Below are 21,238 nucleotides of genomic sequence, written 5' to 3'. Positions count from 1 at the left end.
AAATTAAGAATCCTTTATGATTTAAAAATAAAAAACCTTAGAATAGCTATCTTCATACCTATTCTAAGGTTTTTTAGGATTTTATATTTAGTTATCGCTAGTGGACATTGTTAAATTAATCTTTTCATAATCTCTTTTAAATTGATTATCATTTTTTAGCCAACGTTTGAAAGCCGATTCACTTATTTCTAAATTTGAACAAGTTGTAGCATTACATTTATTTTTCATATATTCTTCAAGGAAATTTTGTTTTCTTTGTTTAACGGCAGTTTGAGTTTGTTTTAATTTTCGATCTTGTAATTGATCTAAACTCAGACTTTCTCTCTGAAACACTTCATATTTTCTATGCAAATAAATATCTTTGTCTTTATAAATCCAATTTGAAAATAGTTGTATTGATTTTCTTCCAGATAAAATAACGCGGTAATGTTTGTTTTGATTTAGTAAATCGGCTCGTAAATTGCGATTTTGAAGAATTTGATGTAAAGAATTCATAAAGTTATATGATCCACCTATGAAATTAACTGTATAAGTTTCATACTTGACGTAACCATCCCCATCAAAATACCCACGAACAAAATGATGCAAATATTCTTCTGGTACAAAAGGAAATTCGATGTTAAATGATTTACATGGCATAATTCCGTGTATGTTCATAAGGTCGTCTTTTATTGTTTTGCTATTAATATTTAGCATGTATACGCTTGTTTTTTTGTTTTGATAAAGTGGCTGGTTTGTTTTTAGTTCTTTTTTTATATTTTCTAAAATATAACTTTCTTTTTGAGATATACTGACACATTGATTTTCTTTCTGTATAACACCATCTGCTGCTATAAACCCTAAAATATAAGCCATATTGTTTGACCACGTTTTAAAGTAATCTTCTGTTATGTCATACTTTCTCTTCCAACTCCCTATAGCGCGCCTTGGTACGTTATTGTCTGATAAAACCATACGAATATACCTTGCAGACACATTAGCAAGCACAGCGATTTCTGAGGTGCTCTTCCCTTCAGTATACAAATGCATGATTTCAGATTTTGATAGTTTACATTTTGATTTCTTTTTTCGCTCTATGTGCACTTATATCCTCTCCTTCCTTTCTTTTATTAGAGACATATTTTCTTCTATAACATACAAAGAAACATATGTTCTTTGTTGCGTATAAGAAGGAATTTACTAAATAAAAACAATTTACATGTACTTAATATTTGTCTTAGCTGCTGCTGTGCGATTTGTACTTTATAGATACAAATAATGAATTTGACGGATTTATGAAATACAAGGCATTTTAGATGAAAGGTAAAATAATATAGTTTAAACTACAAATAGCTACAATAACAACATACGTAAATTGTTAATCGTAAAAAGGAGAACGAATGAATAAGAAATATACAAATCAAATTCATACTGATATGAGTTTTAAACCGAAAGATATTATAAGTTTAATGACGGATTACTTTAAAATAAAATCAAAGCTGCGTCCTATAAAGGGTTTGCCTATCGTTTTATCAAATAAAGATAATGAACCGTTAGAGAGTGTTACATGGTTTGGCCATTCTGCTTCTCTTTTGAAAATAGAAGGTAAAAAACTGTTATTAGACCCTATGTTCGGAGATGCCTCTTCCCCATTTCCTTTGTTTAATAGTAAACGCTATAGTGGTGTTTTTTCTTTAGAACGTGATGACCTTCAAGAAATTGATGCGATTATCATTTCTCATAATCACTATGATCATTTGAATTACAAAAGTATTATTCAGTTAAAAGATCGCGCAAAGCACTTTTATGTTCCAACTGGAGTTGCACAATATCTTATTAAATGGGGTGTTTCGCCTAGTAAAATTAGTGAGCATAATTGGTGGGACGAAATTACGTTTGATAATATTAAGTTAGTATGTGCGCCTGCAAGGCATTTCTCTGGACGAAGTATGACAGATAGAGATTGTTCATTATGGTGTTCATGGCTTATCCTTGGTCAAGAGACTAAAATTTTCTTTAGTGGCGATAGCGGTTATGCCCCTCACTTTAAGGAAATTGGTGATAAATATGGTCCATTCGATCTTACATTGATGGAATGCGGACAATATGATCCGAGGTGGTCTGCGATTCATATGTTGCCTGAAGAAACTGTACAAGCTCATATTGATGTACAAGGAGAATTACTTCTTCCGATTCATTGGGGTGCTTTTACATTAGCATTACACGAATGGAGTGATCCGATAGAGCGTGTTACGAAAGAAGCTAACCGTTTAGAAGTTAAAATTACAACGCCTCAAATTGGCGAATCTATTACGTTAAAATCTACAAACTATCCTTCAACAGCTTGGTGGAGAGAAATTTAATTATAAATAGAAAAAGAGCGAACTTGAAGTGACCCCTAAAAGTTAGACACGGTTATTTGATTAGGCAGCTTGATAAAAGTGAGTCCGGTATTGTACCGGGCTCATTTTTAATTTTGCCTTAATCCGTTTCGTATTATAATAATCTATATATTTTTCTAATTCTATTTTAAAGTGCTCTACATTTTCAAATTCTTTTATGTAGAGGAACTCCGATTTCATAATCCCAAAGAAATTTTCTATTACTGCGTTGTCGTAACAGTTGCCTTTTCGAGACATACTCTGGACGATAGCTCTTGATTCTAGTGTACGGACGTATTGTCTCATTTGATAATGCCATCCTTGATCCGAATGCATCAGTAGCTGGTGCGTTTCAGGTAAACGTTCCAATGCTTTCTCTAACATGTCTGAAACAAGCGAATACGTCGGTCTAGAACCAATTGTATAGGTAATAATTTCACCATTATACAAATCTAATACAGGTGATACATACAGTTTTTCTCCAAACAATTTAAACTCTGTGATGTCTGTTACCCACTTTTGATTCGGTGCATCTGTATGAAAATTACGCTCTAAAATATTAGGTGCAATTCTACCGACTTTTCCTTTATAGGATTTATATTTCTTCATACGCACAACACACTTTAACCCAAGCTCTTTCATAATGCGCTGAACCTTCTTGTGGTTCACTTTCTGGCCACGATTCGTTAATTCATCACGAATGCGACGGTAACCATAACGACCTTCATTTTCCTCATAAATCGCTTTAATCTCAGCTTTCAAATCGGCATCTACATCTGGACGATTCATTTTCTTTACTAAATCATAATACGTGCTTCGAGGAATAGTAGCTAGCTCCACGAGTGCCTTCACCGAATATTTATGCCTTAATTCATAGATTACTTGCGCTTTGTCTTGTTTTGTGATTTTTCCTTGTTTTGAACTAAGGCATTTAACTTTTTTAAGTACTCATTTTCCATCTCAAGCTGTTTAATGCGTGCTTCAAGTGCTTCGACTGACCCTTCAGCTAAATGTTGTTTTAATTGTTTATTTGAATCTTTTTTCATGGATGGACGCCCCTTTTTCTTAGATTGAAGGGCATCAATTCCTTGTGTTTCGAGCTGTTTTTTCCAAACAGAAATCGTTGAAGGGGCAGGAATATTAAAGATAGCTGCCGTCTCAAATAAGGACATACCGTTTTCAATCATAAAGTTTAGTACGTCTAGTTTAAATTGTTGTGTGTAATTTGTACATCGTTTTAGAAAAGCTTCCAGACCATTCTGTTTATATTGGTTTACCCAATTCAAAATGATTGTGTCACTTATACCGAGCGATCTACCCATTTCTCGATAACTTTCATTTCCGTTCAAATAACGTAGAACGATTTGTATTTTTTCATCAGCTGTAAATTTAGCCATAGAAAAACTGCACCTCCAATTGTTAGACTGTGTCTAACAATTGGGGTGCAGTTCAACTCTCTTATAAGGAATTCGCTCTTTTTCTGTATTTAAACTTATTTCACTATATTTGATTTCCCGCTATCTAAAATTCTATTTGCTGGTACACTGGACATTTCAATCACTGTATTCATACTTTTATCATTTAGTTCAATGAGTTCGTTTTCGTGATTGATTTTCTGTAAATCCCACACCATTCCATGGAACTCGTTATGCTGTCCACTTACCTTTACAATACTTTTCGTTTTATTTGTAGGTTGTATTTGAAGGTTTGTAAATAGGTTACCACTAATTTCATTTGGCGTTGTTACATTACTATCCATAAAAATCATATTTACACAATCTTCGAGAGAGAAGTTCATAAAACGGTTGGCATTTATCCATGCATGTCCAGATTGTGGTTTCTTTGCTACTAATTTCACCCCAGTTTCCATGCCTACAACTTTTATGTTTTCAAAATTAATAAATGAAATTTCATTTTCCTTCCCACCAGAATACAAAGAAATGCCGGTACCTTTATTCGTTTCTGTCCAATTGATAATATTTATATCTTTTATTTGTGTTTTGTGCCAAGTGTTATAATACTTATTTTTTCCGTCTAAATATATAACTTCAGAATTAAATTTAGGATCATCTATAGCTATATAAGCTCCTTCAATAGAAGCGTTTTTTTCTAATTCTAGAACTCTAAAATTACCTTCAACAACAAATTGTGTTCCATAACCAAATAATAACTTTACACCCTGTTTCACTACGATTGGTGACGTAATTTTATACTTCTTATCATCAAGCAATACTGTTTTAATTTTACTAGATTCTGCTTTATTAATAGCAGATTGTATTTTGTTTGAATCATTTTTACCTTTAAAGTCTTCTACATACACCTTATCATTTTTAGCTAAACCTTCTTTTTTGTTGTATTGATAAAAAGCAATAGTAATTAAAACGATACCTATGAGTAAAATAATTATTTTCTTCATCACACTCATCCTCATATAAATTTTCTCCTTAGCTACTCTTCGAATAATCTATGGCTTTTATATTTAGGTGATAATTATTTTGCTGTGTATGATAGATTACGATTCTTACTTTTTATAATGGAATTATATTATCTATAGAGTTGTCCTGCTTAGCTAATTCTTTATTCCTATAATCTATTAATTTATGATTAGATAAAATAAAATTATGCTCTAATATTAATTCATTGTGGAGCACTTCAACTAAAAATTTAGGTATCATCTCTCCTACACCGTAATTATAGTCACTAAGAATCCAAGAAACCTCTTTCCAATCTAAAATTCCTTCTGAGACTTTTTTTGGAGTGTGATATGTAAATTCATGAAGTAACTCTACTAGATAAACATAAATACCGCCAGAATATGAAGAATCCTCCCATTTAATAATACCTTTAAATTGAATTTGGTCATACGTAACTTTTATATTAGTCTCTTCCTTTATTTCACGAATCGCATTTTCTAAAGGAGTTTCTCCCTTTTCTATCTTTCCTCCTACCCCATTCCATAATCCTTTTACCGGATCATATTCTCTATTTAACATAAGTATCTCTTCATTTCTTTTTATAAAACATAAAGTGTGCTTGTACATAATGTGATTCCTTCCTCCGTTTTTAATAAGCTCTTACTGGAGATATAAGATGGATTGCTGCAGATTGCTCTCCTGCTTCAATCAATATCGGTCTCATAGAACCGCCAAAGCTTAAAGTAATCGTTTCTTCTTTTATTGCTCTTAAAGCATCAACCATAAAACGCCCATCGAAAGATATATTTAATTGTTTTTCACCTTGAATCGCATCTATTTGTTGCGTTTCGGATATTTGCCCAATTTGAGAAGCGTTTGAAGAAATTTTAATTGTAGATTCGTTTATGATTTCTAAGTTAACATTGTTATTGGCCCATTCACTTGCTAATAAACTTGATCGGTCTACACCTTGTAATATCTTTTTTCTATCTATGTTAATAATCGTTTTAAAGTCATTTGGAATAAGGTTAGAAATATTAGGATATTTCCCTTCAATTAGTCTTGAATATAATGTAGTTGTTCCCAGCGTAAATATAATATGACTCTCTGAAAGGTAAATATATACGAATTCCGAATTGCTGTTCATTAATTTTAGAAGTTCACTAATGGTTGCGCTTGGTACAATACAATTTGCTTTTACATCTGAGGAAAGTCGCGTTTCACGTATCGCTAGTCTATGTGAGTCAGTTGCAGCACAAATAAACTTATTATTAGATAACTCTATATGCACCCCAGTAAGAACAGGTCTAGATTCATTTTTCGCTACCGCAAAGACTGTTTGTTTAAATACTTCAATCAATTGCTCTGTCTCTACCTTGATTTCTGCATGATTGTCTATAAGCGGTACATTCGGAAACTCATCTGCAGGAAATCCATTTAAACTTAATGTGATTTCTTCTGATTGTATCTTAATAATTTGCTCATTCTTACTTTTTATTGCTATATCACTTGGCATTTTCTTTATTATTTCAATGAAATACTTTGCAGGTACAACAATAGTTCCTGCCTTTAAAATAGTTGCAATTTTTTCGTCTTCAATTGAAACAGGAATGAATTTTTCAATAAAAATATTCGAGTTACTTGCAATTAAAGTAATTCCAGATTGATCTGCAGTTATTTTTATACCAGATAATATAGGAATTAAAGATTTTGTTGATATCGCTTTGTTAACTTCTGAAAGTGCTTGAGTAAATTGTTTGTGATTAACGATGAACTCCATGTTTTCCCCGCCTTACATGAGATAATATTTTTATGAAGATTGATGAACGATTGTTCCGTTAAAAAAATAAGGTACTGTTTCTTTCTTTTGTAATAAATCTAGTAAATGTTCTGGTATGCGTAAATACGGTGCTGCTATATGTAATTCCATCCAAGTAATCTCTTCGATTTCTTTTGGTCTTGATATATATGTCTCCCCGCCGATTATTTCGCCTAGAAAATTAAAGAAAATTGCATGATGATCTCTTTCCTCGAAAAAGGCTTCGCTGATAGAACAAATCCCTTTTACGTTTATATGTAACCCTGTTTCTTCTTTTACTTCCCGAATTACTCCTTCTTCTAAGGTTTCTCCTAATTTAACTGCGCCACCCGGTAATGTATAATAAGAACCATTTTCCCCTGTGTTTTTTACCATTAAGATCTTTTCATTAGTTTTATCGTACAAAATCGCGTATGTAACATTAACTTTTTTCATATGTACCTCCTCTATTTTTAATAAAAGGAATTTTCTGTCTTCTATCCATTCTACCATTAACTCCTTTTAATATATATAAGTTAGTTAAGTCTTGCCTTTACCGCTATTGGTGGAGTTAATAAGAATGGGCCACTGATATATAAAGAAAGAACGTATCTTAGGAAGATTATCCAAAGAACGTTCTTGAAGTTTTAGCATGAAAATTGATTAAATTAAAACTAAAATTAATAATAACCTCGCCTTGATTACATTTGTATTCCAAATACTAATGTTAACAAATTCTATATACTTTTTAGCCGTTTTTCTAAATAATAATGATTATGTCCTTTCGGATGATCTTCACTTACTCCAATTACTTTATATCCATGTTTCTTATAAAAATCAGGAGCTTGGAAACTAAAGGTATCTAAATTAATTAACCTACAACCTTTTTCAATTGCAAATTCTTCAATAAGCTTTATTAACTTGTTTCCGTAACCTTCATGCCTATATTCTTCAGAAACCCATAGAAAGTCAACGTGTACATGGTGCCAAAAAATTATTGCTGTTACCCCACCTACGATTTCTTCTTTTTCATTTCTTACTATGAAACTAACCTTTTCTGAAGGTGTTTTTTCTTCATCTGCGAGATATTTTTGATTATATTCAATTACTTTCTCTCTTATGTAATCACTATCTTCTTGTACCCACTGCTGTACTATTTTCATTTTAAGTGTCACGCTCCTTTTTACTTATCTATTCAATTTTATAATGATATTGTCCTGTCTTTAATGAGTTAGTAAAGAAGCAAAGTTAATGGAATAAAAAAGAGCCCTAACATGAGGACTCTTTTTAAAATTAAGCAACTTTCCGATGTAAATGTTTTAGTTCCTTTTTCTTTTCTGCAGTTGGTGGACGGATTAATATTGAAATCATGAAGGAAATAACACTTAAAATACCGATTATAATGAAAGTTGGTTGAAATCCCCCGAGTATCGCTCCAATAAATGATCCTGCAAGCGCACCAAATCCGAAACCTTGGTAGACAATGCCGTAATTTGTACTATGGTTTTTTAATCCAAAGAAATCTCCGACAATAGCTGGGAATATAGTTATATTACCACCGAAGCAAAAGGCGACACTTGCTACACAAGCAAAATAGATTCCGTAATTTAGCGGAATAAAACTTAAAGTAAAGACTGACAATCCTATAATAATAAACGTTGCAGAGACAATTTTCATTCGGCCGATTTTATCTGATAGCGTCCCAAGAATAATTCTACCTACTGTATTAAAGATTGCAATCATAGCAACGGCGTTTGCAGCGGTTGCTGCGCTAAGTCCAACGAGTTGTACGCCGATATCTTTTACCATACTTATTAAATACAAACCACCCATACACGAGGTGAATAACATAAAAAATAGGAGATATACTTGTTTCGTTCGCATCATTTCACGCGGAGTATAGTCATTGTGTAATGTTTCAGTTACAGCATTACTTACAATTGCCTCACGTAAGAAGAACGATCCGATTAACACTAAAAGTAACACGATAATACCCCAATATAAGAATGCTTGTGATACACCAAGGTTATCGATAAGATTTCCGTTTATATATCTAAAGATTAAGCTGCCCATTCCATACGCTGATACAGATATACCTGAAATAAGCCCTTTCCGATTTGGAAACCATTTAATTAAATTAGATAGTGATGTAATATAAGCTGTTCCATCCGCATAACCAACAACGACACCAGCTAATAAATATAATAGTGGTAAAGAAGAAACTTGTGAACTAAGTATTAAGCCGAGTCCTAAAACAATTCCTGCAGTAGCAATAAGTTTTCGAAGTCCTAATTTTTTCTGCAACTTTGCTGCAAATAAAGTTGAGAATGATAAAGAAAAACTTGTTATGGAGAAAGTTATCGCTACTGAATTAAGATTCCATCCAAACTTACTTACAAGGGGTTGATTAAATAAACTCCATGTATAAATTGTTCCAAGGCCAATTTGAACAATGATTGTACCTAGAACAATTAGTAACGGATTTATAGAACTTTGTTTCATACTAACTTGTCCCCTTCTTTTATCTTGACATGAATTTTCACAGTTAGTATATCCATCATAAATTACAAGATACTGTACGGAAAATGGTAATTAAGTTCATATACACAAAAAGACACTTCATAAAGAAGTGCCTTTTGCAGGTTATATCAGATATTTCTAAAGAAAGCTTTGTTAAGATAAGACATTTTCAAATGCTTATGTATATATGTTATCAAATAATTTCTTAAATGTTATGAGACTTAAGACGTATTTTTCATTCATCATATAGTCGGATGAAAAATTAATATTCGATTTCATCAAAATCTTTCGGCTGCGGTACAGTTTGCATATTAGCTGCATCTTTAGGATCGCTATAAATTGCATTTTGCTCTGTATTTACATCTTTTATATTTTGCTTTTTATTTTTGTTCACTTTATCTTTCACTTTCAATCACCCCTTTTTGTTATAGGAGTAATTATGCCCTAATACGGTTACTAAATGTATCAGCGACTAAATTACTAAATTCACGTAAATAATATAAGTAATTATCACCGCCGTAGTTATATCTTTTATTATACATTTTTGCAACAACTACATTATATTCAGGTATTACTAAAATAGTCGGTCCAGTAATCCCTAATATTTGATACGACCCTTTTGGAATACGTTCACCAAGTTCGCTTAATTGTGCAGGCTCATTTTGGATGAACCAAAACACCCCATTTTGTGGTAGCTCTTTGTTTATAAATGTTGGACTCTGCAAACTCGTAGCAATTTTTATAACTTCTTTTGGAACGATTTGTTTATCATGTATCATGCCTTGATTTAGATGAAGATTGCCCCACTGCGCAAATTCTCTAGCTGAGACAAATAGATTTTTTTCAGTACCATCATTTACTGTACCAATTCCACTTATCGGGTCTTCATTTGGATTATTAATAATTTCAACCAAATTTTCATCTTGCTGTATTCTCCATCCTGTTTCTTGAAATTTAGCAGGTTTAAAAACACGCTCTTTTAACAATTCAGGAAAACTTTTGTTATATAGCTGATAAATAAGACGTGTCATCATTCTTACATTAATATCTCTATACGCCCATGATTGTCCCGGTTCAAATTCACGAAAAATTGTCCCGTCATTCGTTTCTTCTAATCCGTGCGAATGTGTTACTAAATGTCTTATCGTCGTTTTACCAAGCAATACAGGATCAAAGTCTTTAAAATATTTTATCGCTTCATCATCAATAGAGTTTATTTTCCCCTCATAAAGCGCATACGCTATTATTAATCCTAAATAACTTTTTCTAGCAGAAGCAACGTTAAATTGTGAAGGTGCTGTTACTTTCTTGCTTGTAGATGTATTTGAGTGATAACCACTATAATGCTCTAGCACGATTTTATTATCTTTTATAATACAAAGTGCTGCAGCAGAACTTTGATTTTTTTCTTTTATATTTTCTACCCAAGAAATCAACTTTTCGTATGTATACAAATCTACGCAACGTCCACCACAGCCACCACATCTACCGCCGCCACAACCGCCACAGCGTCCACCACAACCTCCGCATCCTCCGCAACGACGTGCATCGTCTTGAATGTAGTAGTATGGATATTGACTTTGTTGTTGATCCCAATACACAACATTACCAGTTTGATAATCATTAAGATTTAATGTTTGTAGTTCATGTTGAAACTGATTCATTAAGAACCCCTCCATTTATAAATATAAATTCCGCCCAAATATTAAAGTTAATAAATTCTTGTGAACAAAGTAGAAACAAGACTATAGACTAAATGCGTACATCAACAAAATATGAACTTACACTAGGTGATGTACCTTGTTTTTCAGCCTATTTTCTTTATATTCATTCGATGGACGTATTTACTATAAATAAAGTGATTTAAAAATTACTAATCCAACAATTTAGTAGTTCATCACTTAACTTTCTTTCTAGTAATTTCCTTCACTAAAGGCATTGGCATGATTTCATAATGATTTAAGGCTTCTTTATTACAATCTATCCATTGAAATGCTAAATGAGACTCGCTAGATTTCGGTGGTAAGTCCGTATGTAAATCTTGTGACTCTACTTCAAAAATGTGGTTAATTTCATGATGAAGCACTTCTTTATCTTGCCATTGATTTTCTATGACTCCTAAAAATTGTTGTATACTACAGTTTACTCCAAGTTCTTCTCTTAACTCTCTTATTAATGCATTCTCTGCTGATTCTCCAATTTCAACATGGCCACCAGGTAAAAAATAATGATGGCCAATATATTCAGCAACTAATAATTTTTCATCTTTTATCATGACTGCTCGTACAATATGATGAAATTTACTTTTCAATTGATATTCCTCCTAGTTATTCAATGTATAGTTGCTCAAAATAGTCATTTAGTATTGGTATAATATAAATCATAGGTGTTTCATACGGATGAATATCATTAATAACTTCAAGAGCATCTTTTACAAGTTCTCGTTTACACTTTATTTCAACTTTACATTCTTGCCCTTCGCATATTCGACCAATTTCTCCATTAAAAGGAGATGCCTCGTCTAACGGTCTCCAATATCCTTTCACTGAACTATAGGAAAGACAATGGTCATATTCGCCCGTTTTACATGCTCCAATTTTATTTAATTCATCCCTTAATGTTTCAATATATTCTTCAGGAATGAACACTTCAATTTTCACTTCAGTAAATTGCATATTTCATTTCACGCCTTTACTTCCTAATAGTTAAACAAATAAACGATATACTTGCTCGCCATCATACTCCTGTTCTAATGATTTGAAACTGTATCGTTCATATAGTTTCTTTGCAGAGATATTATCTTTATGTACGGTTAATCTAATTTCTTTACACGATTTAAAAGTATTTTTTATTATATTAATACTTTCTTGTAATGCTGCTTTTCCATATCCATTACCTTGCTGCTTTTGATCAATAATAAATCCGTTAATCCAATACATATCTGATGTCTTTCTTACAACTGCATGCATTACAAAACCAACCATAAGGTCACCAACGTATATAGCGAATGGTATGTACTCTACATTGTCACCATCTGGTTTTATATATACTTTAGCAAGCGAAACTGCTACGGATGGAACAAATTTCAACTGATTTTCTTTAACTTGTAGCTTTAATGCTTCTTCCCAATTTTCTCTCGTAACAACCTTTAACTGGACATTCAATATTGTAAGCTCCTTTATCTAGAGGGATGTATTTTTATATTCAACGCATTGAAATAATTCCCTTTTTCGACAACAACTTATAACATGATTTTTATAAAATCTTGAATGAATTTTTGTTCATCTATTTCTAATGCTATATGGGCCCCTTCAGGTATAGAGCTAGGGCGGAAATCAGCAAATGTTTGTCCTTTCGTATCTCCGTATGTATCTACATTTACTGTACGATGCACAAATTCAAAAAAACTTGGATTTACTAATCCACTTATTGCAACCACATCATGTAGCAAAGGTCCTTCGATAGATGGATTAAGTTTTTGGTATGCAGATAAATAGTAGTCATACATTGGTTTCATTATCATATGAAATGGATTCTTTGTATTAGCTTGAATATAGCTAAATACATTTGGTGTTAACACAGCTTTGTTTGTTACATTTAAAGGGAATATTAATAAATTATTTGCTTGATGGAAAACAATTTTACTTGCTATAGGATCTCCATACACATTTGCCTCTGCTAACGGCGTAACGTTTCCTACTTCTAAAAAAACACCACCCATGAAATATATTGCTTTTACATTTAGCATTAAATCATTCCATAAATTAAAAGCAATTGCTAACGAGGTAGATCTTCCTACATCAACAATCGTTAAATCTTTTCCGTACTTTACAAGAATCGCAGCGATACTACCAAAATTGTATATTGGAATAGATAATACGCTTTCTGGAACATGGATGGGCCCTAATCCTTCTGCTCCGTGAATTTCAGGGTAGTACGTAGTAATTTCTTCTGTAAGTGGTTTTGTTGCACCACTAATGACAGGAATGTCTTGTCTATTTGCTAACTGTAAAATATACGCTGCATTATGTGCAGCATGTATATGCTCAACATTTCCGTATCCAGTTACAATACCTACAATTTCAATTTCGGGATGCAGTAAACCATACATAATGGCAAATGAGTCATCAATACCTGGGTCTCCGAAAAATAATACTTTTTCCAAGAAATACTCTCCCCTCATAAAAACATAGAGTCATCAATAACTATGTATATGAAAAAAGCAAGTATATCTATGCGAATTTTAGAATGGATAATGTTTTACAAAATATTAAAAAGGAACTAGCGTATGCTAATTCCTTTCTTAAGTAACCATTCTCAAATTTAATTAATTATCGTATCCTTCATAAATTGCATCATTTATTTGATTTTGTATTTTTTTATCATCAGGTACAGGTTTCCACCAATTTCCTGTAATAAATAACATAGTTAATAAATTATAACTATCACTAAAATAGCTTTCTCTCTTATTCTTCATCCAATCCCAACCGCTATTTACCCACTTTTGATTATTGCTACTCGTTATACTTGCAGCAATAAACGGTGAAACAAATACAGCAGTTGAATAACTACCAATATTAGATCCATTTAATTGATAACCATCCACAATTTTAGAAGGATTTCCATTCGTTTTATTTTGAATCCATGAAGAGACTTTATCAGAAATGACTTTACTTCTTTTCTCGCCGTACATCGCATAGTCCATTACAATTCTCAATGGTACCCGACTAGCATTGTAATAATATGCATTTGTATATTCTGACTCCTCTAAGAAGTCTTTAGGTGCGGGTTGTGGTGGGTTTTTTACAACGAAATCTGAAATAAGTCCTGTATTTGGAGAGTACTTATTACTAAATTGCGTATAAACATCGTACAAATTATTAATAACAGTAAGCCAAGTTTTATCACCTGTAAATTCATAAAATGCTCTAAGGTGTGACATCATCCAATCAGATGGCCTCGTATCAAGTGAATTTTTAGAATCCCAATCTCCTAAATTTAGTCGGCTATTATTTGTAACATTACTAGCTTTAATACCTTTTGTAATCATGTCTTGTGCTTCTTTTAAATAATTAACTGTTCCATTTGATCCCCACTGCTTATGAGCAAGAAGAAGAGAATACGCAATATCTAAATCCCCATCAGTAGCAGAATCAAAATGACCTTGTGCTTTTTTACTATCTGCGACAACCCATCCCATTAAATTAGGATTTTGAGAGCTTTTAAAAGTTCTTGCTGTTTTAAATAAACCGTCATAGATTTTTTGGGCATTCGAATCGTAACCAGCCATTAATACTGTAATTATCATCCCATACCCTTGACCTTCTGAAGTTCCAAGTGGCTTAAACCCATCCGCATCACCCGTAATCTCTCCTTTTACGTAATAACCACCAGGTAAAGAAGATAAATCATTTTTCAAATATTTCTTTTTCCAATTATCGTAGTAACTTCTTACAGAAGCATTTAAACTTTCCTGTGTAACATGAGTAGGTTTTATAACACCTGCATAATTAACTTGCTGGGGAAATGGTTTCATTTCCTTTGCAGCAGCTACTTGTTGATTAACTACGGGAATAGAATTTTGTACTGAATTGTCCGTTACATTTGCTGCGAAACTAAAACTAGAAAAACTAGCTAGACCGATTCCTATAATAGAAATACATGTGAAAATATTTCTTTTTCCATTCATTATGTTGTCATCTCCTTTTAAAATGCTTACTACATAAAATGTAACATACAATATTTAACTGAAATACAAAATATTATATTTATCAACATAAGAAAGAAACTATATGAAAAAGTATCATAAAATCATTATTGAATTACATTATACGGATTGATTATTTGCTAAATTCCTATGTTTTTCTTTTCTTAATACTGGTATATGAGCAATCACGATACCAAGTATAGTAATCCCTCCGCCAATTATCGAAACTAAAGTTGGCACTTCTCCTAACCATAACCAAGCAATAAAACATGCAGTTACTGGGGTTAAATATAGAGAGCTTGTTGCCTCAGCAGCACCAGCATGAGATATGATATAGGCCAATGCGATATATGGGAGTACTGTTGGAAATAAGCCTAAATATAAAACACTCACATTCACTTCAAGAGGAGCTGCTAGTATTTCTTGATACATTCCCGGTAAGAAAATAAGCATACATACAGTACTAGATAAAATTGTATATATGGTAAATGGTAAGAAGCCGTACTTTTTTAAGTAAGAAGTTTGAAAAACAAAATATAGGCTTTCTGAAATTGCTGCAAATAATATAAATAATCCCCCACTATTTAATTGAATACTATCTCCTTGACTAAATGATATGAGAGCAATTCCTATAAAACTAATTACACCACCGATCCAACCATTTAATTTCATTTTTTCGTTTAAAAATATAGAAGCAAGAATTGCCGTTACTATAGGTGTGACCGAAACAATTAAACTTGCAGAACCAGCATTTACTGTTTTTTCGCCGTAGTTTAATGCAATGTGATAAAAAGTGAATCCTAAAGCACCGAACATAAAAATTGCTGGGATATCCTTTAAATCCGGTAGCCGTAACTTGTAGATAAAAGAAAACAACAGAAGTATAAATGAAGCGATTAATAAGCGTAGTAAAGTAAGATGCTCAGGTGTATAAGATTCAAGCCCCATACGAATTTGATGTGCACCCCAATTGTTAGACACAATTAACAATTGGAGGTGTATTTTTTTATGGGAAAGTTTTCTCCTAAAGAAAAGATACAGATAGTAAAACAATATTTTAATGGAATAGATGGTGGAAAAAGGCTTGCTAAATCTCTAGGGATTCATTCTAGTGTAATTTATCAGTGGATCAAACAATATGAGGCATTTGGAGAAAAAGCTTTTGAAAAACGCTATACAACTTATTCGCTTCAGTATAAACTAGATGTGCTTAAATATATGGATACGCAAGGGACATCTATTAGAGAAACAGCGGCAATTTTTAATATTTCCTCTCCTGAAATAATTCGTAGATGGAAAGTAGCTTATGATTCAAATGGTGTGGATGCCCTACGTTCAAAGCGGAAGGGACGTCCAGCTATGAAAAATAAGAAGGTTAAGGTGCAACCCAAAAAAGATACAGTGCTAGTTGAGGGGTCTATAGAAGCACTACAAGCAGAAAATGAACTTTTACGTATGGAAAATGATTATTTAAAAAAGTTAAATGCCTTAGTTCAGAAAAAGAACAAATCATAGATCAAGACAGAGCACAGGTAATTTATGAATTAAGGCACGAATACAAAATCATCGATCTTGTGAAAATCGCTGGTATTGCCCGCAGTACGTACTATTACTGGATTAAACAAATGGAACGTCCAGATAAATATAAGAACATTAAAGAATTAATCCAAGAGATTTTTGAAGAGAATTATGGTAGATACGGTTATCGTCGTATCACATTAGAATTACGTAACCGTGGATATATATTAAACCATAAAACAGTTCGTCGTTTAATGAATATTATTGGATTAAAATGCATGGTTCGTATAAAAAAATACCGTTCATATAAGGGAGAAGTAGGGAAATTCGCAAAGAATATTTTGAAGCGTGAATTTAATGCATCTAAGCCTAATGAAAAGTGGGTAACAGATGTCACTGAATTTCATCTCCATGGTAAAAAACTATATTTATCTCCTGTTTTAGACTTATATAACGGGGAGATTATAGCTTACAATATAGAAAATAAACCTGTGTATTCACTTGTATCAAAAATGCTTAATAAAGCCTTTACACGCTTAAATGATGGAGAAACTCCTATTCTTCATTCAGATCAAGGATGGCATTATCAGATGAAGATATATCAACAATCACTAAAAAAACATAAGGTTATCCAAAGTATGTCCCGTAAGGGAAACTGTTTGGACAATGCAGTCATAGAAAACTTCTTTGGCTTATTAAAATCTGAATTATTCTATCTTAAAGATTTTGAAAGTATGGAGCATTTTAAGATAGAATTAGAGAATTATATTCATTATTATAATCACAAAAGAATTAAAGTGAAGTTAAATGGAATGAGTCCAGTACAATACCGGACTCACATCCAATCAGTCGCTTAACTTCTTTGTCTAACTTTTTGGGGTCAGTTCAATACGTCGTCTTTTTTATAAATAGAAAAGCGAATTCTCAAGATTCCCTTTTGCATCAAAGCCCATCATCTCTTAGTTCATGCCTAGGTAAAGCTTACACTGTTTTCCATAATGATAATGCATAAATCCAGTTTGGATCACCATTTCCTTGATAACTCTGGACTGCTTCATATACTTTTCCTTCGTGTAGAACTCTATCTCCCTTTTTATATGCTTTTTTTGCATCCCACGCTTCATATGAAGCGCTTTCAGCTTTTGTAGTAATTGTGGATATATCACTCTGTACGGATTCATTTCCAGCTACATCAACAGCTTTCACTACATATTTATAAGTAGTATTAGCAAGCAGATTTTTATCCATATAAGAAGTTGTATTGGATGTTGCAATCTTTTTCATTAATCCTTCTATTTCTCTATAAATATCATAATGGTCTACACCAATGTTATCGTCAGATGGACTCCACATTAAATCCACACTTGATGCTGTCGTTCCCATACTATGTAATCCTTTTGGTTGTGTTGGTGCTTCTGTATCAGGAGTCGCAACTGTTGTTTTTACTGTAAGCGCTGTACTTTCTTTCGATACATTTCCAGCTGCGTCAATTGCTTTTACAGTATAAGAGTATTCTGTGCTTGGTTGTAATTTCTTATCAATAAAATGAGTGCCTAGTATTGTATCGATCATCTCTCCGTTACGGAAGATTTGATATCCTTTTACCCCTACATTATCCGTAGAAGAGTTCCATGTTAGTTCTACACTATTCGCTGTTACTTTTTTCGTCTGAAGTCCATTTGGAATACTTGGCGCTTCTATGTCTGGTTTCACATCATTAATAAGATTAACATCAATTACATTATAGAATGCATTTGCTGTATCAGCTACATCCCATACTGCTAAAATCACATGATATCCACTACGATCAGTAGGTACATTAATTTTATGAGTTAAATTATTTGAAGCTGCAGAACCATCGTGTTGCACAGTTCCAATTGGTTCAAAATCTGCTCTTGTTAGCGCTTTATTTGGATTCCATCCTTTTTTAGTAATATAGTAATGCCACTTACTCGTTAAGTGAGGCGCAGTATACTTCCAAGTAAATGTATTTTCCCCACCAGTGATTGTATTTTTAAACCAACGATTTGCTGTTTGTTGATCTAAAATACCACCAAATTTTCCGCCTGCTGAAGCAACTTGTCCATCTACTGGACCACCTTGTGGGAACCCTTTTGGAGCTTCTAAACTTTGTGGTTCATACATAACACTTCCGCAGTTTACATTTAGCGCACCATAAGTTGGACTACATAAAGCGGATCGGCTACCGGGCTTTTCAACAAAACCGTGCGCATAAGCATTTTGAGGAATAAGTGTCGTACTAATAATTCCAGCTGTTAATGCTACAGCTCCTAAACTTTTTTTGTTCATTTTCATGTTTTGTAGTTGTTTTAAAAATCGATTATTCATGTTCATGTCTCCTTCTTGTTATACTTTGTAGTGGAATGTGGGCTTTGATGTAAAAGAATAACAAGAGACAAACTTGTACCGATGTATGTATTAATTATGCATACACCGCAGTGAAAATATATTTTTTCCTTGTGAAATATTTCACTTTATGAATATATCATGACATAGAACTCGCCTAAGCATGTGCAGAAGTTGTGCAGAAACAGTGAAATTATTACTAACATATAAAACCACATCCTGAAATCATAAAGTAAAACTTTAATTAGTTGGGGTTTTACGGTCGGTTAATACGGGATAAAATAAAAGTGTGCAGCAGAAATTGTAGACTTAGTTCTCAAAATTCACATTTAGTATTTTCATTTTTTCCATTTAAACAATTCTTCTCTTCTTACAACAGAAAAGTGTCTATATCATTTAATATAGACACTTTTTTCATGTATAACTTTATATTTATTACTGACCTACAAATGTAAAAATTTCATCAACAGCTTCCTTATATCCACCCGATGTTCGGAATGATTCCTTCAAATTCAAAGCAGCCTCTTTATATGAAGGGTTATTTAAAATTAACTCCACACTTTCACGCAATTTCTCCACGGTTAATTCATTCATATGTAATTGAACTCCTGCTCCAAGACTCTCCACTTGCTTTGCGATTGCTGGCTGATCTGCACTTTGCGGTATTACAACGAGCAGAACCCCGTTATATAGTCCTTCATGCGTACTGTTCATCCCGCCGTGTGTAATAAATAGTTTCGTATAAGTAAGCAGTTCGGTTTGAGGCACATAGTGTTTCACAATGAAGTTTTTAGGAATTTCGCCTAGATTACTTATTTTCGTTTTATTACCAATAGACATAACAATTGTATGCTCACTATTCTCAAAGGCCTTCATACACAGTTTATAAAAGTCAATCGCTTCATTAAAAACAGTACCTAATGAAATATAAATCGGACTTTTTTCTTCAATTGAAGTAAAATCAACGTCTCTGTTTTTCACGTGTGCAGAGATAGATGGTCCTACAAATTTATATGTTTCATCAAACGTATCACCAAAAGGCTGGAACTCCTTAATTGTATACACAATAGTAAGGGGTGCAGGATTACAGAAAACTTCATACTGTGATTTTATTTCAACACCATATTTTTCAGCAATTCCCTTCGTTAAGTTTTGAAAATCATTCTGTATTTTATCATGAATTTCTACTGGAATATTTTTTGACAGATGACCTAACATTTGTTCAAAAGATTTTTCATCCTGCGCAAAAGATGTACATGAATTTATGGATGGCAGTTTAAGAATTTGAGCAATTAAGTGCCCACAGCCAAACATAGAATCATGAATTATGTAATCAAAATGTTCACCTTCAATTTGTTCTAGAACACTAGGTATAACAATATCCGCTGTATGTAGAAGACCGTTTATTCTTTCCTGTAAATAATTTCTGCCTCCAGATAGAAACGCTTTTATAAATTTTTGATCATCAATCGTTCGTACAGTAGCACCTGTCTTTTCAATCCGCTCCATGAAAGCTTCTATTGAGAAATAAACGACCTCTTCACCGCGAGAAATCAATTCTTCTACAACCGGTAAAGTTGGATTTATATGTCCTTCTGATCCAGCGTTAATACATAAAACACGCGCCATTATAAACACTCCTTACGTTAAATCATTTCTATGTTAGCAAGAGTATGGATTCTCTCCATACTCTTTTCTTTGTTGTTCGTATCATATTCCTGCTAAATTGACCTAGCAAGTCTAAAACCGAGATCTTCTATATGAAATGTGGGATGGCTTCGGCGACGACAAGTAGCGCCGCAACCTCTCGCTGCCTCCGCCCAACTACCTCCACGAAAAATGCGGTATGATCCGTATACTTTTTCATCATACAAATCATAGCACCATTCCCAAACGTTCCCTAGCATATCATAAAGTCCCCATGCATTCGGTTCCTTTTGGCCAACGTCATGAATTTGTCCATTTGAATTTTCATTATACCACGCTATATCAAGAAGTTTCCCGTATGTATATCCGGTTGTACTTGCTTTACATGCATATTGCCACTCTGCCTCAGATGGTAATCGGTAGCCATTCGAATCTAAATTACATTTCACAATTTGACCAACATCACTAATAGAATAATATTCTTTTAATCCCGCTATTTTTGAAAGTACATTACAAAACGCAATGGCATCGTTCCATGAAATATTTACAACTGGTTTATGATTTTTTTCAAAATTATTTAATGTACTATTTGTAATAGCATCATATAGTTCCATTGTTACAGCATACTTTGCAAGAAGAAATGGTTGAATTTGTACTAGCCATTCTTTTTTTATTCGATCATCTCTTAATACTACCTCTCCAGCTGGAATATTGACCATTAATGAATCGATTAGTTGAATTAAATCGTTAGTCATTTTCTATTCCTCCAAACGTTCATTTTATATGAACTTATAGTCATATACTCATTACAAAATACAATTTTCAAAAAGCGTTAAATTTTTCATAATAAAAAACGATTAGTTTTATTAAACTAATCGGTAAGATCCACAAAGAATTTTTGTGTTAC

The 21,238-nt window shown here is 32.8% G+C and carries 20 protein-coding genes and 1 pseudogene; 2 read left to right on the top strand and 19 right to left on the bottom strand.

All coding sequences use genetic code 11. The annotated features are described in order from the left end of the window. Window positions 1–87 precede the first annotated feature (87 nt). Window positions 88–1,083 carry an LAGLIDADG family homing endonuclease gene (locus MHI28_RS02950; RefSeq protein WP_000546833.1) on the bottom strand — a complete coding sequence of 332 codons (996 nt, stop codon included), beginning with the start codon at window positions 1,081–1,083 and terminating at the stop codon, window positions 88–90. Between the two features lie 296 nt (window positions 1,084–1,379). Here MHI28_RS02950 and MHI28_RS02945 point away from each other — a divergent pair, with 296 nt between their 5' ends. Then, window positions 1,380–2,342 (top strand): MBL fold metallo-hydrolase, encoded by a 963-nt coding sequence (locus tag MHI28_RS02945; RefSeq protein ID WP_001037074.1) that lies wholly within the window; start codon window positions 1,380–1,382, stop codon window positions 2,340–2,342. 60 nt (window positions 2,343–2,402) lie between these two features. Here MHI28_RS02945 and MHI28_RS02940 read toward each other — a convergent pair. The 15 genes and pseudogenes from MHI28_RS02940 to MHI28_RS02870 all read right to left on the bottom strand — a co-directional run bounded on the left by MHI28_RS02940 (window position 2,403) and on the right by MHI28_RS02870 (window position 15,801). Beyond that, window positions 2,403–3,757 (bottom strand): IS3 family transposase gene (locus MHI28_RS02940; RefSeq protein ID WP_208730123.1). Its coding sequence is split into 2 segments (ribosomal slippage): window positions 2,403–3,304 and window positions 3,304–3,757, totalling 1,356 coding nucleotides; the frame shifts between segments, so codons are not numbered across the junction. Between the two features lie 95 nt (window positions 3,758–3,852). After that, a complete protein-coding gene (locus tag MHI28_RS02935) occupies window positions 3,853–4,791 on the bottom strand; it encodes a hypothetical protein (protein WP_001242970.1) in 939 nt (312 codons plus the stop codon). A gap of 97 nt (window positions 4,792–4,888) precedes the next feature. After that, window positions 4,889–5,401 (bottom strand): NUDIX hydrolase, encoded by a 513-nt coding sequence (locus tag MHI28_RS02930; protein ID WP_002082688.1) that lies wholly within the window; start codon window positions 5,399–5,401, stop codon window positions 4,889–4,891. A gap of 22 nt (window positions 5,402–5,423) precedes the next feature. After that, window positions 5,424–6,554, bottom strand: coding sequence for a DNA polymerase III subunit beta (dnaN, locus tag MHI28_RS02925; protein WP_000394477.1), 1,131 nt, complete (start codon window positions 6,552–6,554; stop codon window positions 5,424–5,426). A 30-nt stretch (window positions 6,555–6,584) separates the two neighbouring features. Beyond that, window positions 6,585–7,028 carry an NUDIX hydrolase gene (locus MHI28_RS02920; RefSeq protein WP_000757615.1) on the bottom strand — a complete coding sequence of 148 codons (444 nt, stop codon included), beginning with the start codon at window positions 7,026–7,028 and terminating at the stop codon, window positions 6,585–6,587. Window positions 7,029–7,309: 281 nt separating this feature from the next. Next, window positions 7,310–7,735, bottom strand: a complete 426-nt coding sequence (locus MHI28_RS02915) for a GNAT family N-acetyltransferase (protein WP_000706899.1) — start codon at window positions 7,733–7,735, stop codon at window positions 7,310–7,312. 130 nt (window positions 7,736–7,865) lie between these two features. Then, entirely contained in the window at window positions 7,866–9,074 is a 1,209-nt protein-coding gene (locus tag MHI28_RS02910) for an L-lactate MFS transporter (RefSeq protein ID WP_000814377.1), read from the bottom strand. Window positions 9,075–9,354: 280 nt separating this feature from the next. Continuing rightward, on the bottom strand, window positions 9,355–9,498 hold the full coding sequence (locus MHI28_RS02905; protein ID WP_000653680.1) for a hypothetical protein: 144 nt from the start codon (window positions 9,496–9,498) through the stop codon (window positions 9,355–9,357). Between the two features lie 31 nt (window positions 9,499–9,529). Further along, window positions 9,530–10,756, bottom strand: a complete 1,227-nt coding sequence (locus tag MHI28_RS02900) for a heterocycloanthracin/sonorensin family bacteriocin (protein WP_340827601.1) — start codon at window positions 10,754–10,756, stop codon at window positions 9,530–9,532. A 199-nt stretch (window positions 10,757–10,955) separates the two neighbouring features. After that, window positions 10,956–11,403, bottom strand: a pseudogene (locus MHI28_RS02895) (NUDIX domain-containing protein). A 16-nt stretch (window positions 11,404–11,419) separates the two neighbouring features. Beyond that, on the bottom strand, window positions 11,420–11,767 hold the full coding sequence (gene cutA, locus MHI28_RS02890) for a divalent cation tolerance protein CutA (protein ID WP_001160789.1): 348 nt from the start codon (window positions 11,765–11,767) through the stop codon (window positions 11,420–11,422). Window positions 11,768–11,797: 30 nt separating this feature from the next. After that, a complete protein-coding gene (locus MHI28_RS02885) occupies window positions 11,798–12,256 on the bottom strand; it encodes a GNAT family N-acetyltransferase (protein ID WP_001102680.1) in 459 nt (152 codons plus the stop codon). Between the two features lie 77 nt (window positions 12,257–12,333). Continuing rightward, window positions 12,334–13,257, bottom strand: a complete 924-nt coding sequence (locus tag MHI28_RS02880; RefSeq protein ID WP_000416783.1) for a nucleoside hydrolase — start codon at window positions 13,255–13,257, stop codon at window positions 12,334–12,336. A gap of 162 nt (window positions 13,258–13,419) precedes the next feature. Continuing rightward, window positions 13,420–14,781: a glycosyl hydrolase family 8 gene (locus tag MHI28_RS02875; protein ID WP_001013608.1), complete on the bottom strand. Its 1,362-nt coding sequence runs from the start codon at window positions 14,779–14,781 to the stop codon at window positions 13,420–13,422. A gap of 138 nt (window positions 14,782–14,919) precedes the next feature. Next, the gene (locus MHI28_RS02870; RefSeq protein ID WP_445661795.1) at window positions 14,920–15,801 is read right to left on the bottom strand and encodes a DMT family transporter; all 882 of its coding nucleotides are present in this window, start codon (window positions 15,799–15,801) and stop codon (window positions 14,920–14,922) included. A gap of 6 nt (window positions 15,802–15,807) precedes the next feature. Between MHI28_RS02870 and MHI28_RS02865 the strand changes: the two genes are divergently transcribed. Next, a protein-coding gene (locus MHI28_RS02865) for an IS3 family transposase (RefSeq protein WP_327947199.1) occupies window positions 15,808–17,174 on the top strand; the annotation gives its coding sequence in 2 pieces (ribosomal slippage) (window positions 15,808–16,270 and window positions 16,270–17,174; 1,368 coding nt in all). A 124-nt stretch (window positions 17,175–17,298) separates the two neighbouring features. Here MHI28_RS02865 and MHI28_RS02860 read toward each other — a convergent pair. From MHI28_RS02860 to MHI28_RS02850, 3 genes are all read right to left on the bottom strand, one after another. Continuing rightward, on the bottom strand, window positions 17,299–18,666 hold the full coding sequence (locus MHI28_RS02860; RefSeq protein ID WP_001065153.1) for a lytic polysaccharide monooxygenase: 1,368 nt from the start codon (window positions 18,664–18,666) through the stop codon (window positions 17,299–17,301). A 453-nt stretch (window positions 18,667–19,119) separates the two neighbouring features. Further along, on the bottom strand, window positions 19,120–20,313 hold the full coding sequence (locus MHI28_RS02855; protein ID WP_000124870.1) for a macrolide family glycosyltransferase: 1,194 nt from the start codon (window positions 20,311–20,313) through the stop codon (window positions 19,120–19,122). 92 nt (window positions 20,314–20,405) lie between these two features. Then, window positions 20,406–21,086, bottom strand: coding sequence for a formylglycine-generating enzyme family protein (locus MHI28_RS02850; RefSeq protein WP_000180349.1), 681 nt, complete (start codon window positions 21,084–21,086; stop codon window positions 20,406–20,408). Between the last annotated feature and the right edge of the window lie 152 nt (window positions 21,087–21,238).

The organism is Bacillus sp. FSL K6-0268 (assembly GCF_038005425.1).
Classification (GTDB): Bacteria; Bacillota; Bacilli; order Bacillales; family Bacillaceae_G; genus Bacillus_A; species Bacillus_A thuringiensis_S.
This window is presented reverse-complemented; position numbering and strand designations above follow the sequence as displayed.

Excerpts from the sequence above, each read along its gene's own strand:
- MHI28_RS02945 (WP_001037074.1), top strand. The coding sequence starts at position 1,380 with ATGAATAAGAAATATACAAATCAAATTCATACTGATATGAGTTTTAAA.
- MHI28_RS02935 (WP_001242970.1), bottom strand. The coding sequence starts at position 4,791 with ATGAGGATGAGTGTGATGAAGAAAATAATTATTTTACTCATAGGTATC.
- MHI28_RS02930 (WP_002082688.1), bottom strand. The coding sequence starts at position 5,401 with ATGTACAAGCACACTTTATGTTTTATAAAAAGAAATGAAGAGATACTT.
- dnaN (WP_000394477.1), bottom strand. The coding sequence starts at position 6,554 with ATGGAGTTCATCGTTAATCACAAACAATTTACTCAAGCACTTTCAGAA.
- MHI28_RS02920 (WP_000757615.1), bottom strand. The coding sequence starts at position 7,028 with ATGAAAAAAGTTAATGTTACATACGCGATTTTGTACGATAAAACTAAT.
- MHI28_RS02915 (WP_000706899.1), bottom strand. The coding sequence starts at position 7,735 with ATGAAAATAGTACAGCAGTGGGTACAAGAAGATAGTGATTACATAAGA.
- MHI28_RS02910 (WP_000814377.1), bottom strand. The coding sequence starts at position 9,074 with ATGAAACAAAGTTCTATAAATCCGTTACTAATTGTTCTAGGTACAATC.
- MHI28_RS02900 (WP_340827601.1), bottom strand. The coding sequence starts at position 10,756 with ATGAATCAGTTTCAACATGAACTACAAACATTAAATCTTAATGATTAT.
- cutA (WP_001160789.1), bottom strand. The coding sequence starts at position 11,767 with ATGCAATTTACTGAAGTGAAAATTGAAGTGTTCATTCCTGAAGAATAT.
- MHI28_RS02875 (WP_001013608.1), bottom strand. The coding sequence starts at position 14,781 with ATGAATGGAAAAAGAAATATTTTCACATGTATTTCTATTATAGGAATC.
- MHI28_RS02860 (WP_001065153.1), bottom strand. The coding sequence starts at position 18,666 with ATGAATAATCGATTTTTAAAACAACTACAAAACATGAAAATGAACAAA.
- MHI28_RS02855 (WP_000124870.1), bottom strand. The coding sequence starts at position 20,313 with ATGGCGCGTGTTTTATGTATTAACGCTGGATCAGAAGGACATATAAAT.
- MHI28_RS02850 (WP_000180349.1), bottom strand. The coding sequence starts at position 21,086 with ATGACTAACGATTTAATTCAACTAATCGATTCATTAATGGTCAATATT.